Here is a 16098-nt window from a genome sequence, read left to right as displayed (position 1 = left end):
ACACCCGTTCCCATACCGAACACGGAAGTTAAGCTCTTTTGCGCCGATGGTAGTTGGGGGTTTCCCCCTGTGAGAGTAGGACGTCGCTGGGCAAACATAAAAAGTCGTTACCGATTTATTCGGTAGCGACTTTTTTATTTTTTTAACTAGTTTTATATCCAAATGTCTTGTGTAAGAATGCATAAAGAAATATTGTATAGATAAGACTAATGAGGGAGTGTAAAAAATGACATCAGTATATGAATTTACGGTAAAGAATATAAAAGAGGAAGATGTGCCTTTAAGCAAGTTCAAGGGTAGACCATTAATAATCGTAAATACGGCAAGTCATTGTGGATTTACACCACAGTTCACTGAACTTCAGACGTTATATGAAAAGTATCATGATAAAGGAATAGAGATACTAGGATTTCCTTGCAACCAATTTAACAACCAGGAGTTTGAGGATATTGGTAGAACGCTGGAGTATTGTCAACTTAATCATGGGGTTACTTTTCCAATGTTCGCAAAAGTAAATGTTAAAGGAAACGATATTCATCCATTATTTGAATACCTTATAGCAGAACAAAAAGGATTTTTATCTAATGGTATAAAGTGGAATTTTACGAAATTTCTAATTGATAAAGAAGGAAATGTAGTAGGGAGATATGCTCTACAAACGCCTCCCCTAAAAATGGAAAGAGATATTTTAAAAATAACTTTATAGAAAAATCCGAATTAATGTTTAATTTGAGGGTTCTTGACACTAGACGTGCACGCTGATAACCTTGTAATAATATTCAGTTATAGAAGGAGGAAATTAGAAATGTGGGAGTCTAAATTTCAAAAAGAAGGTTTAACATTTGACGATGTTTTGTTAGTTCCAGCTCAATCAGAGGTATTACCAAAAGATATCAATTTATCCGTTCAACTCACTTCAAAAGTTAAGTTAAATATTCCGGTAATAAGTGCAGGTATGGATACTGTAACAGAAGCTAAAATGGCAATTGCAATGGCTCGACAAGGTGGATTAGGGATTATTCATAAGAACATGAGCATTGAAGAACAGGCAGAGCAAGTTGAAACAGTTAAACGTTCTGAAAATGGAGTTATTACAGATCCTTTCTTCTTAACACCATCTCATCAAGTTTACGACGCAGAACATTTAATGGGGAAATATAGAATTTCTGGTGTTCCAATCGTAAATAATGAAGAAGATTTAACATTGGTTGGCATTATTACAAATCGTGATTTACGCTTTATACAAGATTATTCTTTAAAGATTGATGAAGTAATGACAAAGGAACAATTAGTGACAGCACCAGTTGGCACTACACTCGAAGATGCAGAGAAAATTTTACAGCAATATAAAATTGAAAAATTACCGATTGTTGATGAAAATGGCATGTTAAAAGGGTTAATCACCATTAAGGATATTGAAAAAGTGATTGAATTCCCTAATGCAGCAAAAGACCATCTTGGACGTTTACTAGTAGGAGCAGCTGTTGGTGTAACAAAAGATACAATGCTTCGTGTGGAAAAACTGGTAGAAGCACAAGTAGATGTGATTGTTATTGATACTGCACACGGTCACTCTCAAGGAGTTATGGATACAGTAAGAAATATTCGTGAAGCCTATCCTGATTTAGATATCGTTGCTGGAAATGTTGCAACTGGTGAAGCAACTCGTGCATTGTTTGAAGCAGGTGCAGACGTAGTTAAAGTAGGAATTGGACCAGGTTCAATTTGTACAACTCGAGTTGTTGCAGGAGTTGGAGTTCCTCAAATTACGGCGGTTTATGATTGTGCAACAGAAGCTCGTAAAGCAGGTAAAACGATTATTGCAGACGGAGGTATTAAATACTCTGGAGATATCGTAAAAGCTCTTGCGGCTGGTGGACATGTTGTTATGCTAGGAAGCTTACTTGCTGGTACAACGGAAAGTCCAGGAGAAACAGAAATCTTCCAAGGTAGACGTTTTAAGGTATATCGTGGAATGGGATCCATTGCTGCTATGGAAAAAGGATCAAAAGATCGTTACTTCCAAGAAGAGGCGAAAAAACTAGTTCCAGAAGGTATTGAAGGTCGTCTTCCATACAAAGGTCCACTTTCTGATACGATTCATCAATTATTAGGTGGTGTTCGTGCAGGAATGGGATACTGTGGGACAGCAAATTTAGAAGAATTACGTGAAAATGCACAATTCGTTCGTATGACTGGTGCTGGACTTCGTGAAAGTCACCCGCACGATGTGCAAATTACGAAAGAAGCTCCAAACTATTCTATTTCTTAAGATTTATGTATAAATCGAAACTTTTGCACTCATCCGACGTCATAATCTAGGTCGAATGGGTGCTTTTTTAATTACATAAGCGCTTATAGGACAAAGTATGTTAAAATAAGCATGGAGAAAAACTAATAGTGGAGGTACAGTAGTGAAGAAAGTTTGGATGACATCAGTGATTAAGTGGCTAGTACTTCCGATGCTTCTTGTTTCAGTTATATGTGGAATACCGACTGCTACAAAAGCAGAGGATAATTTAAATTTAAACGTCGATGCTGCAATTTTAATTGACGCAGAAACAGGTAAAATTTTGTATGAAAAAAATGCAGATGCATCATTGGGCATAGCTAGTATGACGAAAATGATGACAGAGTATTTACTATTTGAAGCGATTGAATCGGGAAAAATTACATGGGATCAACAATACTCTGTAACAGATTATACATATAAAGTTTCTCAAAATCGTAGTTTAAGTAATGTTCCTCTTCGACAAGATGGTACTTATTCGATTCGAGAATTGTATGAAGCGATGGCTATCTATTCGGCTAATGCTGCAACAATCGCAATTGCTGAAACTATTGCTGGAACAGAAGAAAATTTCGTAAAACTAATGAATGATAAAGCTAAAGAAATGGGTTTAGTTGGTTATAAATTTGTCAACTCCACCGGTTTGAATAATGCAGATCTACAAGGCATGCACCCAGCTAGTACGGGAGCGAATGACGAAAATATTATGCCAGCTAAGTCAGTAGCAAAATTGGCATACTTGTTAATGAAAGATTATCCAGAAGTATTAGAAACGACCAAAATACCTAAAAAAACATTCCGTGAAGGGACTTCAGATGCAATTGAAATGAGTAACTGGAATTGGATGTTGCCAGGTTTAGTTTATGAGTATGAAGGCGTAGATGGACTAAAAACAGGTACGACAGAATTTGCAGGACATTCCTTTACTGGAACAGCTACAAGAAATGGAATGCGGGTTATTGCCGTTGTTATGAAAGCTGTAGATGCAAATGGTGCAGGTTCTTATAAAGCACGTTTTGATGCTACAAGAGCATTATTTGACTATGGATTTAGTCAGTTTTCAAAAGAAGAAATTGTCCCTGCAGGATATAAAATTCCTAAACACAAAACATTGTCTGTAGAAAAAGGAAAAGAAGATACTGTAGCGATTGCTGTTAAAGAGCCAATCTCAATGGTTATTAAGACAAATGAAAAAGATTTGTACAAGCCTGTGTTTACACCAGAAGCGGATAAATTGGAAGCTGGTATTAAAAAAGGCACGGTAGTAGGAAAAGTACATTTAGAAAAAACAGAAGGAACGGACTACGGTTATATTCTCGATCAGGCGACAGAAGTGGACGTTGTGACTACTGAAGCAGTAGAAAGAGCTAGCTGGATTAGTTTAATGTTCCAAGGAATCGGGAAATTCTTCGCTAATTTGTGGGGAAGCACAACTGATTTTATTGGCGGATTATTTTAAGTAAAAAATAAAAAAGCACTGTAAACTCGAAGATCGAGTTACAGTGCTTTTTTTCTAATCAATTCTGACTTATCATTTGGCTTCTTTAAAGAGCAACTAGTATATCAATTTTTAGGGATACTGCGCAGTAGTCATCGGTGTCTCACTCCAAGTAAACTTGTTTTATGAAAGTTGGTTGCTCTCAGAAGTAATTTAGTTGCTTTCAGACTAGAACTAGTTGCTCTCGACAGCTGTTTGATTGCTCTTATCCACTTATTGGATTTGCAAATGCTAAATACTATTTATGATTTTGTTTTTAGCAAGTCATTCATAAATAAAAAAGAAATTACCAAGCGTCCGACCTGCAGTGAAAATCTAGCGGACACATCATCAACCACCTACGTCGCAGTTTCCTAAACCGTGGGAACTATCTTTTACGATGATAACTTTTTTATTTTTAGGGCTTCCATTAGTTGTTCAATGGAAGTTTCAATTTTTTCAACTTGAATTCCACCAAATCCTAATACAATTTTTGGCTTATTAAATAAATTGTCTGGAGTAGACACGTATTCTTGTATGCCATATACGCGTATACCTGCTTGTTTTGCATATGCAATAAGTTCACTTTCCGGTTTTACAGTTTCGAAGGTCAATAAAAGATGCATACCTGCTTGCTCACCAGAAATTGTAACGAGAGGGTCATATGCTGCAATGGTTTTAGTTATTATTTCTAATTTCCTTTTATATATTTTTCTCATTTTATTTAGATGTTTTGCAAAATAGCCTGACTCCATGAATTTAGAGAGTATTTGCTGATCCATTCGAGGTACAGTGGCAGCATAATAGGAATATTTTTGTTTGTACTTTACAATAAGCTGTTTCGGTAATACCGCATAAGCTATTCGAAGAGAAGGCATTAATGATTTTGAAAATGTGCTTAAATAAATGACACGTTCGTTTTGATCGATACCTTGTAATGAGGGTATTGGTCTGCCTGTATATCTAAACTCACTATCATAGTCATCTTCTATAATGTAACGGTTCTCTGCTTGGTATGCCCAGGATAGCAATTGGGTTCTACGGGTTGCTGAAAGAACGGCTCCTGTAGGAAATTGATGAGAAGGTGTTACATACATAACATTTGCATTAGAGTGCTCTAATTGTGAAACGATAACTCCATCTGTATCTACCGAGATTGGTACCGTTTTTTCTCGGTCATCTAAAAGCAAGTGATGGGTTAGCGGATATCCAGGATTTTCAATACCAAAAACGGCTTTCTCTCCTAATAAACGGATGATTAATGGCATGAGTTGTTCAGTTCCTGATCCTAAAATTATTTGTTCAGGAGTGCATCTAACTCCCCTAGATTGATACAAATAAGTACAGATTTGCTGTCTTAACGTATAATCTCCTTGTGGGTGACCAAGTAAGAGTAAGTCTTTGTTAGACTCGCTAATAACTTCTTTAGAACATTTTCTCCAAATGCTAAAAGGAAAAGAATCAGTATCAATTTTACCAGGTGAAAAATCAATCGAATAACTATCTCTAGAACCTTCATCTTGAACAATGAAAGAAGTACGTTGTTCGATCAACGCTAATTCTGCTAAATTTTGTACGTAAAAACCTCTTCTCGGCTCGGAGGAGATAAACCCTTCCGCAACTAATTGACTATATGCAAATTCAACTGTCGTTTGGCTCACCGATAAATACTCTGCTAGTTTTCTTTTCGAAGGAAGTTTAACACCCTCTTCAATTGTTCCATTAATAATTGCTTGTTTTATTTCTGTATATAATTGTTCATATAGAGGAATTATTGAGTCCGTTTCAAGCTGAAACATAAGAAAATCCATTTTATCACCTATCTGACCACTTCAATTTTATACATTCTGATACTTTTCATATGGTCATATTTTATTATACTAAAGATTATAACAATTTGGAGGGAAAAAATATGACAATCAATCAAACAGGTACAGATAGAGTAAAACGTGGAATGGCTGAAATGCAAAAAGGTGGCGTTATTATGGACGTTATCAATGCAGAGCAAGCAAAAATTGCGGAAGCAGCAGGTGCTGTTGCAGTAATGGCACTAGAACGTGTACCTTCAGATATTCGTGCAGCAGGTGGGGTTGCTCGCATGGCAGATCCACGTATTATGGAAGAAGTAATGGGTGCGGTAACTATTCCAGTAATGGCAAAGGCACGTATTGGGCATATCACGGAAGCACGTATTTTGGAAGCGATGGGTGTCGATTATATTGATGAATCCGAAGTATTAACACCTGCAGATGAAGAATATCACTTACGTAAAAGTGAATTTACGGTTCCATTCGTATGTGGATGTAAGGATTTAGGAGAAGCAGCTCGTCGTATTGGCGAAGGTGCTTCCATGCTTCGTACGAAAGGAGAACCTGGAACAGGAAATATCGTAGAAGCGGTTCGTCATTTACGTAAAGTGAATGCACATGTTCGTAAAATTGTTCATATGAACGAAGATGAACTGATGACAGAAGCAAAAATTTTAGGAGCACCATATGAGGTATTATTACAAATTAAGCATAATGGTAAATTGCCAGTTGTAAACTTTGCAGCAGGCGGTGTTGCAACCCCAGCAGATGCTGCTTTAATGATGGAGCTTGGAGCAGATGGTGTATTTGTAGGTTCAGGTATTTTCAAATCAGAAAACCCTGAGAAATTTGCACGTGCTATCGTGGAAGCTACGACACATTATCAAGATTATAATTTGCTCGTAGAGATTTCTAAAGACTTAGGAATTCCAATGAAGGGAATTGAAATTTCCCGTTTGTCGGCTGAAGAGCGTATGCAAGATAGAGGATGGTAATGATGGTTAAAATAGGAGTTTTAGCACTTCAAGGTGCGGTAAGTGAACATATTAGATCTATCGAAGCTTGTGGAGTAGAGGCAATGATCGTTAAAGGTAAAGACGATTTGACACTTGTAGACGGCTTAATTTTACCAGGTGGAGAAAGTACAACCATGCGTAAATTAATGGATCGACATAATATGCTTACACCTCTTAAAGAATTTGCTACAGCAGGAAAGCCTATGTTTGGTACTTGTGCAGGTCTAATATTACTTGCTCAAAAAATAGTTGGGTATGATTTTTCACATATTGGTGTATTAAATGCTACAGTAGAGCGTAATTCTTTTGGTCGCCAAGTAGATAGTTTTGAAACAAACCTTGAAGTGAAGGATATCGCAACTGATTTTCCTGCTGTTTTTATAAGAGCCCCCCATATTGTAGAAGTAGAGTCAGATATAGAAATACTTGCAATGCATGAAGACAAAATAGTGATGGTTAGACAAGGACATTTACTAGGATGCTCTTTTCATCCAGAGTTAACGAGCGATCATCGGATTACTGCATATTTTACTGAAATGGTAAAGGAATCGCTTGCCAAAAGAGTTGCTGTATAGTAAAGTGATAGTAATTTCATGATTAAAAAACGATGATAGGAAGTAGTAACAAGCACGTTTTTTTTAGAGAGTCAGCGGTTGGTGGAAGCTGGCAGAAACCCTTGTGAATCCATCCTTTGAGTTGAGCGACTGAATGGTTAGTAAGTCGTATCCGGTTGAAAAGCCGTTATTTTACAAGCGGATTTGACATATGGTCAAGTCAATCAGGGTGGCAACGCGGGTATGCTCTCGTCCCTTTTATAAGGGATGAGGGCTTTTTTGTCGTTTTTGACTAAAAATTAGGAGGAATTTACATGTTAGACGTGAAATTTGTACGAGAAAATTACGAAGCAGTAAAAGCGAAGTTAGCAAAACGTGGAGAAGAAATTTCTGAATTTGATCAATTTCAACCATTAGATCAAAAACGCAGAGAACTGATTGCTAAAACAGAAGTACTAAAGGCTGAAAGAAATGAATTCTCTCAAAAAATTTCAGAAATGAAACGTAATAAAGAAAATGCAGATGATATTATTGCTCGTATGCGTGAAGTTGGCGATGAGATCAAAGCATTGGATGACGAATTACGTGCAGTGGAAGAAAAGTTTGATCATATGATGATGCGCGTTCCAAATATCCCACATGATAGTGTTCCAATTGGCGATTCAGAAGATGATAATGTAGAAATTCGTACATGGGGAGAAGTGCCTTCATTTGATTTTGAAACGAAAGCACATTGGGATATTGCCACTGATTTAAAAATAGTTGATTTTGAACGTGCAGCTAAGGTAACGGGAAGTCGTTTTGCCTTTTATCGTGGGTTGGGTGCAAGACTAGAGCGTGCTTTGATAAACTTCATGATGGACTTGCATGCTGAAGAGCACGGCTATGAAGAAATGCTTCCTCCTTATTTAGCAAATCGCACAAGTTTGACTGGTACTGGTCAGCTACCAAAGTTTGAAGAAGATGCATTTTTAATAAACGAAGAAGATTATTTCTTAATCCCAACTGCAGAAGTTCCAGTAACGAATTTTTACCGTGATGAGATTTTAGATGGAGCAGCATTACCTCAAGCATTTACTGCTTTTAGTGCTTGTTTCCGTTCAGAAGCAGGATCTGCAGGACGCGATACAAGAGGTTTAATACGTCAACATCAATTTAACAAAGTAGAACTAGTACGTTTTGTTAAGCCAGAAGAATCTTATGAGCAGTTGGAGTTACTTACGGGCCATGCAGAAAAAGTGTTGCAGTTATTAGGTTTACCATACCGTGTGCTTCATATGTGTACAGCGGATTTAGGATTTACCGCTGCCAAAAAATATGATTTAGAAGTTTGGTTACCAAGTTACGGAGAGTACAAAGAAATTTCTTCTTGCAGTAACTTCGAAGATTTCCAAGCTCGTCGTGCTGGTATCCGCTTTAGAAGAGAGACGGGTGCTAAACCAGAATATGTGCACACTTTGAATGGAAGTGGACTTGCACTAGGACGTACTGTTGCTGCTATTTTAGAGAACTATCAACAACCAGATGGAACAGTAGTTGTACCAGAAGTTTTAGTGCCATATATGGGCGGTAAAACTGTTATTAAGTAACAAAGAAAAGAACCAGAAACTATAATCTCTTCTGGTTCTTTTTTTGTGCTCTAAGATTTCGAAAAAATTGAGTAAGTAGGCTTCCACATTCCTCTGCTAAAACACCTTCTGTTACCTCACATACATGATTAAATCTATTGTCATTTAAAAGGCGATATAACGAATCTACACAACCTGCTTTTGCATCTCTCGCTCCATATACAATGCGTGGAATACGAGACTGTAAAATAGCTCCTGCACACATAGGGCAAGGCTCGAGCGTTACATATAAAGTTGTATCCTCTAATCGCCAGCTTCCAATTTTCGCACATGCTTCTTGAATTGCTAATAATTCGGCATGGGTTGTTGCATTTTGCGTAGTCTCTCTTAAATTATAGGCTTTTGCAATTACTTCACCCTGATATACAACAATAGCCCCAATTGGTACTTCTCCAATAGCAGCCGCTTTTTTTGCTTCTTCAATTGCTAAGCTCATATAATATTCATCCAATTTCAATCAACCCCTTATGCATAGTGTAGCATGTTTCATTTATGTTCTGCATATTGTATGTTGAAGGAGTGATCGATTGATTTATATAGTGAAACAAGGGGATAGTTTATATGCAATCGCGAAGCGTTTTGGTACAAATACTGCTACACTTGCCTCTATAAATGAACTACCAGACCCTGATGTATTAGTCGTTGGTCAGGCACTTGTTTTACCATCGACTCCTAGTCCAGATCGGCCAATGATTGAGACAAATTTATATGTAGAGTGGTATACCGAAGCACCATCCCAAAGTGTCATTGATCAAGTAGAGAAAAATGCGGACCAATTAACTTACATGATGCCATTTGCTTATGAAGTGAAGAGGGACGGCTCTTTAACTTCTATGGATTGGGGTGGCTTGACCGAAGTTGCCAATACACATCGAGTAGAGACTGTTATTGTACTAGTTAATATTGAGAACTATGCATTTAGTGATACATTAGCACATACTATTTTCACTAATGAGACAGTGAGGAATAATCTATTTGCACAAACAGTTGCTGAAGCGGAAAGAAGAGGAACAAAACATATTCACGTGGACTTTGAATATATAGACAAAGAGGACAGAGAAAACTATGTGAATTTCTTGAAAGAATTTAAGGATTTTGCAAAAGGGTATGCAATTTCTGCAACACTTGCTCCGAAAACTAGCGCTGAACAAAATGGTAAATGGTATGGCGGGTTTGATTATAAAGGAATAGGAGAAGTAGTCGATTTTGTTGTCATTATGACATATGAATGGGGGTATAGCGGAGGACCACCTATGGCTGTCTCTCCAATTGGTCCGGTTCGAAAAGTATTAGAATATGCAGTAACTGAAATTGAACCTGGAAAAATTATGATGGGACAAAATTTGTATGGATACGACTGGACATTGCCATATAAACAGGGCAATCCAATTGCTAAAGCATTAAGTCCGCAACAAGCAATCCAATTAGCTAAAAACCGAAATGCTGCTATTGAGTATGATAAAGTTGCACAAGCTCCTTATTTTCATTATTGGTTAGATGGAAAAGAGCATGAAGTTTGGTTTGAGGATGCAAGATCCATTGAAGCAAAATTTAAATTGTTGAAAGAGTTAAAGTTATTAGGGATAGCCTATTGGCATAGTGGTTTTGATTTTCCGCAAAACTGGTATTTGCTACAGGAAATGTTTCGGATGAATAAAAAATAGAGTATAGTTGTCTTTCTTTTGGAAAGGCAACTATATTCTATTTTTTATTTTCTAGCTATGTTAAAATAAAGGGCACGATTTGAAATATTAGAGTGAGGGTAAAATTATGTCTATTCCATTTATTACGGTAGAAGGTCCCATAGGTGTTGGAAAGACCTCCTTAGCAAATATAATTGCACAAACGTATCAATTTGAATTGCTAAAAGAAATTGTGGATGAAAATCCTTTTTTAAATAAATTTTATGACGATATTGCTGAGTGGAGTTTCCAAACGGAAATGTTTTTTTTATGTAATCGTTATAAACAATTAAGTGATATAGAGAAAAAGTATTTATCGAAAGATAAAGGAGTAATAGCCGATTACCATATTTTTAAAAATCTAATTTTCGCTAAACGTTCGCTAAATGAAGTAGAATATGACAAGTATGAATCTATTTATCAAATTTTAACGAAAGATATGCCTGTTCCTAATATAGTTATTTATCTTGATGCCAGTTTGGACGTTCTTCTTCATCGTATTAATATGCGTGGAAGAGATTTTGAAAAAAAGATAAGCCCAGATTATTTACAGCAGCTTTCATCTGATTATCGTATGTTTATCGATCACTTTGAAAAAAAACATCCCCATATTCCAGTTTTAAGACTAGACGGCGACAAAATAGATTTTGTTCAAAACGGACAAGACTTACAACTAATATTAGATCAAGTAGATGCAACATTGCATAGAAGGAGTTTATAAGTATGAATTTAAGAGAGAAGTATGGCATCCCCTCTAATGCAGTTATTACAATTGCAGGAACAGTTGGTGTAGGGAAGTCTACAATGACCAAAGCACTTGCGGATGCACTTCATTTTAAAACCTCATTTGAGAAAGTAGATGCAAACCCGTATTTAGATCGCTTTTATGAAGATTTTTCTAAATGGAGTTTTCATTTACAAATTTACTTTTTAGCAGAGCGATTTAAAGAACAAAAAAGAATGTTTGAATATGGCGGAGGATTTATCCAAGACCGTTCTATTTACGAGGACACCGGTATATTTGCTCAAATGCATAAAGAAAAAGGAACGATGGATCCGGTAGACCACGAGACCTACACAAGCTTGTTTGAAGCGATGGTCATGACACCGTATTTTCCACACCCTGATTTATTGATTTACTTAGAAGGAACTTTAGATAATATTATTGATCGCATTCATGATCGCGGTCGTCCAATGGAGCAGCAAACACCTATTGCTTATTGGGAAGAAATGCACGGACGTTATGAAAAATGGATTGACTCTTTTAATGGTTGTCCGGTGCTTCGTTTAAATATAAACGACTATGACATTGTAAAAAATCCAGAAAATGTAGAAATGATTATTGAAAGAATTGGTCATTTTATGGAACAAACTGCAACGTTGCGTAGATAATATAAAACCTCCCGCCAATTGGTGGGAGGTTTTATATATAATTAAATATGTAATATTCTGAATAGTAACTAGAAAGAAAAATTCGTTACCATTGCAACGAATTCAATCTCTAATTTATGCGTGTGTGTATTTAAAATGGAGGAGGAAGAGGGATTCGAACCCCCGCGCGGTATGACCCGCCTGTCGGTTTTCAAGACCGATCCCTTCAGCCAGACTTGGGTATTCCTCCGAAGTACAAGAACAAATTTATCATGTTTGAAAAACAAAGTCAACATATTTAATAATATTTTTAATAAAGCTAGTAGATATAATAAAAAAATCGTTTTCGTTGATTTTTCTTTATAAAAAAAGTATACTAGTTAATGCCGTGCTAGGTGGGAAGGTAGCGGTGTCTTGTAACTCGCAATCCGCTCTAGCGAGACTGAACTCCTTCTCTGAGGTTGAATACATGTAGGGTCTGGTATTTGCACGTGATGTTGACGTTTGGGTCCTGCGCAATGAGTGCCCATGAACCATGTCAGGTCCGGAAGGAAGCAGCATTAAGTGGTGCTTTCTCATGTGCCGCGGGGTAGCCTAAGCCGAGTTAACGACAAGGGTGCCGCTTATGTGTTTCAAGCGAAGGAAGGTGCACGGCATAATTATAAAACGATCAACTCATTCGTCTAATAGGCGGGTGAGTTTTTTTATAGAAAAAAGCCATCTATTAATGGAAGAAGTCATAGTCGCTTTATGATATAATAAAATCATTATGGACTATTTAAAGAAAGGGAGGGGAATTTGTTGTCGTATCAAGCTTTTTACCGCGCTTACAGGCCACAGTCATTTGCAGAAATGTCTGGTCAATCTCATATTAAGCAAACTCTTCAAAATGCCCTCCTTTACAATAAAACGACCCATGCGTATTTATTCTCAGGTCCGCGCGGTACAGGAAAAACAAGTGCGGCGAAAATATTTGCTAAAGCTTTAAATTGTGAAAATGGTCCAGCAAAAGAACCTTGTAATACTTGCGAAACTTGTAAAAGCATTACGGAAGGATCTAATACAGATGTAATCGAGTTTGATGCAGCATCTAACTCTCGAGTAGAAGAAATGCGAGAAATTATTGAAAAAGTTCGTTTCGCCCCTTCCAATGCACGTTTCAAAGTGTATATTATTGACGAAGTGCATATGCTTTCCACAAGTGCATTTAATGCTTTGTTAAAAACATTAGAAGAACCACCAGCACATGCAGTATTTATCTTAGCGACGACTGAACCTCATAAGATTCCATTGACGATTATATCAAGATGCCAGCGTTTCGATTTTAAACGAATTACTTCATCTGATATCGTTTCACGAATGAAAGAAGTATTGACAGATGCTAATATTGAATACGATGAAAATGTGTTGAAAGTAATTGCACAAGCAGCAGCTGGTGGAATGCGCGATGCACTAAGCATGCTCGATCAAGTAGTGTCTTTTAGTGGAGAAAAAATGACGCTAGAAGATGCATTATTAGTAACTGGTTCTATAGGACAGGATGTATTTTTCCAATTAGCAAATGCATTAATTGAGAAGGACGTAGCGGAGGCACTTAGCTGTGTAGAACAGTTAATAGAAGATGGAAAAGATCCGGTTCGTTTAACAGAGGATTTTATTACCTTTTATCGTGATTTACTTGTATTGCTTGTTGCACCTGAACAAACAGAGTTGTTGGAAATTGCGACAGGAGATACTATGTTTCAAGAGTTAGCCTCTAAATTCGCGGAAGATACTTTGTATAAAAGTATTTCTATATTAACGAATACCCAACAGGAAATGCGTTTTTCTAATCACGCCAAAGTATATTTAGAAACAGCAATTATAAGATTAGCGCAAGTTCCAAGAGGTAACCTAGTAACTACCGAAAGTAATTCAGAACTTGAGCTGAAAGTAAAAGCATTGGAGAGTCAGATCCAGCAGCTCCAACAACAAATTAGCCAAGGGATAATACCACAATCAAATGCGGCGGCACAAGAACAACCAAAAAGACAAAGACAAAAGTCGAATAGTGGTGTAAAGGTTTCGAGTGGTCGTATTCAAGAGATATTAAAAACGGCAACAAAAAGTGATATCCAGACGATTAAAGCTCAATGGGCCAATATTTTGCAACAACTTCAAAAATCACATGCGGCATTATTAAATGATGCTGAACCAGTAGCAGCATCTTCTAGTGCATTTGTGTTAAAATTTAAATATGAAATTCACTGTCAAATGGCCATGGAGAATAAAACCTTTTCTTCTTCCTTTCCTCAGTTAATTGCAAATTTAACGGGTACTTTATACGAGGTCGTATACGTGCCTGAGGAAAATTGGTTGAAGATCAGAGAAGAGTTTATACGTCAAAATGGTTTGAAACCAGGTAATGCGGGAAATACGGAAGATGCTACTTCAGGGCCGACAGAAGCAATGGAGCTTCTACAAGGAATGGAAGAAATTTCGGAAGATCCTTTAATTGTAGAAGCTGAAAAATTATTTGGAAAAGAATTTGTAGAAGTACATGATGACTAAGGAGGAAATTAATAATGCGTGGAATGGGAAATATGCAAGGTATGATGAAACAAATGCAAAAAATGCAAAAGAAGATGGCGGAGGCACAAGAGGAACTAGGAACTCAACGCTTTGAAGCTTTAGCTGGCGGTGGAATGGTGAAAGTCGTTGTGTCTGGTCATAAAGAAGTACTAGAAGTAGAATTAGATCCAACTGTTGTAGATCCAGAAGATATTGAAATGCTTCAAGACTTAATCGTTATTGCAACAAACGAAGCAATGAAAAAAGCAGATGAAACAGCGAATGCCACAATGGGTCAATTCACGAAAGGATTGAACCTTCCTGGTATGTTCTAGGAGGAAAAAAGATGCATTATCCTGAACCAATATCGAAACTAATAGATAGTTTTATGAAATTGCCAGGAATCGGGCCGAAAACAGCGGCCCGTCTGGCATTTTTTGTATTAACAATGAAAGAAGACACTGTTTTAGATTTTGCAAAAGCACTAGTCGATGCTAAACGAAATTTAACTTATTGCTCTGTTTGTGGCCATATAACGGATATTGATCCTTGTCATATTTGTCAAGACCAACAACGTGACTTGTCGACGATTTGTGTCGTCCAAGATACAAAGGACGTCATAGCTATGGAGAAAATGAGGGACTATAACGGTTTATATCATGTGCTTCATGGTGCTATCTCACCGATGGATGGAATTGGTCCGGAAGATATTAATGTACCTTCTCTTTTAAAGAGGCTGCAGGACACACAGGTGGAAGAATTGATTTTAGCAACTAACCCTACAATAGAAGGAGAGGCAACAGCAATGTATATCTCTCGTCTCGTAAAGCCTTCTGGTATTAAAACAACGAGAATTGCACACGGTTTGCCTGTAGGTGGAGATTTAGAATATGCGGATGAAGTAACTTTATCTAAAGCATTAGAAGGTCGCCGTGAGTTGTAAGGGGGATGCTATACTATTATGTTTTTTCAACGAGCAAAGTTAAAAAAAGAATTCGATCAACAATTTGTAAAGTTAATGCAAGAAACAAAAGAAGACTGGCAACAGGCTCAACGGATAGAGGATTACTTGAATGACTATAATTTAGAGGCGATGGCAAAAAGAAAAATTGCAGAGAGTATTCACTTCTATCTATATAAAGAAGCAAAGATCCGGAATGTGATATTAAAATAAGTATAATAGTAGTACTAGCTTCATACAGTAATAGATAGTTATTTTATGAGAGGAATGATATTCATGAATTTAATTATCATTGGTGGCTCGCTAGTATTACTATTGCTTATTATGTTTAGAAAATCTTTTTCCGGGATCGTAGAAGGATTATCCATTTTCTTGTTTCGTATCGGTTTTTCTATTTTACTATTATACGGTGTGCACTTACTTTTAGGTTTAGCCGGCTATACAATCCCTGTTAATTTGTTCACGGGTGCAGTAGTAGCAGTATTAGGAATACCTGGAGTAGCTTCTGTTGTGGCTATTTCTATATTACTTTAAAAAACTTTAGAAAAAGTGTTGACTTATTTAAATGAAGAGAGTAATATAGTAGGAGTCGCCAAGAGGTAAACAAAACGGCAGACAACATGAACATTGAAAACTGAACATGCAAAACGTTAAGATATAAGCTATTCAGATTAACTTGTTAGTCTGATAGCAAAACAATTATGACATCATTTAATGATGATGCCAGCAAAACAAAATGAGCTTTTTAAGTTCTCTATTAT

Annotated in this window: 16 protein-coding genes, 1 tRNA gene, 1 rRNA gene, 1 other RNA gene and 1 other annotated feature; of the genes, 16 read left to right on the top strand and 3 right to left on the bottom strand. The window is 36.8% G+C overall.

Annotated features, from left to right (window positions below):
* From rrf to ACIP9W_RS22235, 4 genes are all read left to right on the top strand, one after another.
* A 5S ribosomal RNA gene (rrf, locus tag ACIP9W_RS22250) occupies positions 1–92 on the top strand; the annotation flags it as partial.
* A 134-nt stretch (positions 93–226) separates the two neighbouring features.
* Positions 227–706, top strand: coding sequence for a glutathione peroxidase (locus ACIP9W_RS22245; RefSeq protein ID WP_400793393.1), 480 nt, complete (start codon positions 227–229; stop codon positions 704–706).
* A 99-nt stretch (positions 707–805) separates the two neighbouring features.
* Positions 806–2272: an IMP dehydrogenase gene (guaB, locus tag ACIP9W_RS22240; protein WP_282240986.1), complete on the top strand. Its 1467-nt coding sequence runs from the start codon at positions 806–808 to the stop codon at positions 2270–2272.
* A 157-nt stretch (positions 2273–2429) separates the two neighbouring features.
* A complete protein-coding gene (locus tag ACIP9W_RS22235; protein WP_282240989.1) occupies positions 2430–3749 on the top strand; it encodes a serine hydrolase in 1320 nt (439 codons plus the stop codon).
* A gap of 413 nt (positions 3750–4162) precedes the next feature.
* On the opposite strand, the gene pdxR is transcribed toward ACIP9W_RS22235, so the two are convergent.
* Positions 4163–5578, bottom strand: coding sequence for a MocR-like pyridoxine biosynthesis transcription factor PdxR (gene pdxR / locus ACIP9W_RS22230; RefSeq protein WP_400793389.1), 1416 nt, complete (start codon positions 5576–5578; stop codon positions 4163–4165).
* 107 nt (positions 5579–5685) lie between these two features.
* Here pdxR and pdxS point away from each other — a divergent pair, with 107 nt between their 5' ends.
* From pdxS to serS, 3 genes are all read left to right on the top strand, one after another.
* Entirely contained in the window at positions 5686–6570 is an 885-nt protein-coding gene (gene pdxS / locus ACIP9W_RS22225; RefSeq protein WP_282240988.1) for a pyridoxal 5'-phosphate synthase lyase subunit PdxS, read from the top strand.
* 2 nt (positions 6571–6572) lie between these two features.
* Positions 6573–7166 carry a pyridoxal 5'-phosphate synthase glutaminase subunit PdxT gene (pdxT, locus tag ACIP9W_RS22220; protein WP_400793396.1) on the top strand — a complete coding sequence of 198 codons (594 nt, stop codon included), beginning with the start codon at positions 6573–6575 and terminating at the stop codon, positions 7164–7166.
* Between the two features lie 23 nt (positions 7167–7189).
* Positions 7190–7405: a binding site (T-box leader), on the top strand.
* 54 nt (positions 7406–7459) lie between these two features.
* Positions 7460–8734, top strand: coding sequence for a serine--tRNA ligase (gene serS, locus ACIP9W_RS22215; RefSeq protein ID WP_282240983.1), 1275 nt, complete (start codon positions 7460–7462; stop codon positions 8732–8734).
* A gap of 19 nt (positions 8735–8753) precedes the next feature.
* Here the strand turns inward: serS and tadA are convergent, their stop codons facing one another.
* On the bottom strand, positions 8754–9230 hold the full coding sequence (tadA, locus tag ACIP9W_RS22210) for a tRNA adenosine(34) deaminase TadA (protein WP_400793387.1): 477 nt from the start codon (positions 9228–9230) through the stop codon (positions 8754–8756).
* A 70-nt stretch (positions 9231–9300) separates the two neighbouring features.
* On the opposite strand from tadA, the gene ACIP9W_RS22205 reads away from it, so the two are divergent.
* The 3 genes from ACIP9W_RS22205 to ACIP9W_RS22195 all read left to right on the top strand — a co-directional run bounded on the left by ACIP9W_RS22205 (position 9301) and on the right by ACIP9W_RS22195 (position 11847).
* Entirely contained in the window at positions 9301–10437 is a 1137-nt protein-coding gene (locus ACIP9W_RS22205; protein ID WP_282240981.1) for a glycosyl hydrolase family 18 protein, read from the top strand.
* Between the two features lie 106 nt (positions 10438–10543).
* Entirely contained in the window at positions 10544–11176 is a 633-nt protein-coding gene (locus tag ACIP9W_RS22200) for a deoxynucleoside kinase (protein WP_400793385.1), read from the top strand.
* Between the two features lie 2 nt (positions 11177–11178).
* The gene (locus tag ACIP9W_RS22195; protein ID WP_142541043.1) at positions 11179–11847 is read left to right on the top strand and encodes a deoxynucleoside kinase; all 669 of its coding nucleotides are present in this window, start codon (positions 11179–11181) and stop codon (positions 11845–11847) included.
* A 136-nt stretch (positions 11848–11983) separates the two neighbouring features.
* Here the strand turns inward: ACIP9W_RS22195 and ACIP9W_RS22190 are convergent.
* Positions 11984–12076, bottom strand: a tRNA-Ser gene (locus ACIP9W_RS22190).
* A 136-nt stretch (positions 12077–12212) separates the two neighbouring features.
* On the opposite strand from ACIP9W_RS22190, the gene ffs reads away from it, so the two are divergent.
* The 6 genes from ffs to ACIP9W_RS22160 all read left to right on the top strand — a co-directional run bounded on the left by ffs (position 12213) and on the right by ACIP9W_RS22160 (position 15871).
* Positions 12213–12480: signal recognition particle sRNA large type (gene ffs / locus ACIP9W_RS22185), an RNA gene on the top strand.
* A 147-nt stretch (positions 12481–12627) separates the two neighbouring features.
* Positions 12628–14376: a DNA polymerase III subunit gamma/tau gene (gene dnaX, locus ACIP9W_RS22180; RefSeq protein WP_400793383.1), complete on the top strand. Its 1749-nt coding sequence runs from the start codon at positions 12628–12630 to the stop codon at positions 14374–14376.
* 14 nt (positions 14377–14390) lie between these two features.
* Positions 14391–14711: a YbaB/EbfC family nucleoid-associated protein gene (locus ACIP9W_RS22175; RefSeq protein ID WP_142541041.1), complete on the top strand. Its 321-nt coding sequence runs from the start codon at positions 14391–14393 to the stop codon at positions 14709–14711.
* Positions 14712–14722: 11 nt separating this feature from the next.
* The gene (recR, locus tag ACIP9W_RS22170) at positions 14723–15319 is read left to right on the top strand and encodes a recombination mediator RecR (RefSeq protein ID WP_282240978.1); all 597 of its coding nucleotides are present in this window, start codon (positions 14723–14725) and stop codon (positions 15317–15319) included.
* 18 nt (positions 15320–15337) lie between these two features.
* Positions 15338–15550, top strand: a complete 213-nt coding sequence (locus ACIP9W_RS22165) for a YaaL family protein (RefSeq protein ID WP_282240977.1) — start codon at positions 15338–15340, stop codon at positions 15548–15550.
* Between the two features lie 63 nt (positions 15551–15613).
* The gene (locus ACIP9W_RS22160; RefSeq protein ID WP_282240976.1) at positions 15614–15871 is read left to right on the top strand and encodes a pro-sigmaK processing inhibitor BofA family protein; all 258 of its coding nucleotides are present in this window, start codon (positions 15614–15616) and stop codon (positions 15869–15871) included.
* Positions 15872–16098: the final 227 nt, after the last annotated feature.

Source organism: Psychrobacillus sp. NPDC093180, from assembly GCF_044754065.1.
Classification (GTDB): Bacteria; Bacillota; Bacilli; order Bacillales_A; family Planococcaceae; genus Psychrobacillus.
The sequence above is the reverse complement of the archived record's forward strand: the minus strand, read 5'-3'. Positions and strand labels throughout refer to the sequence as shown.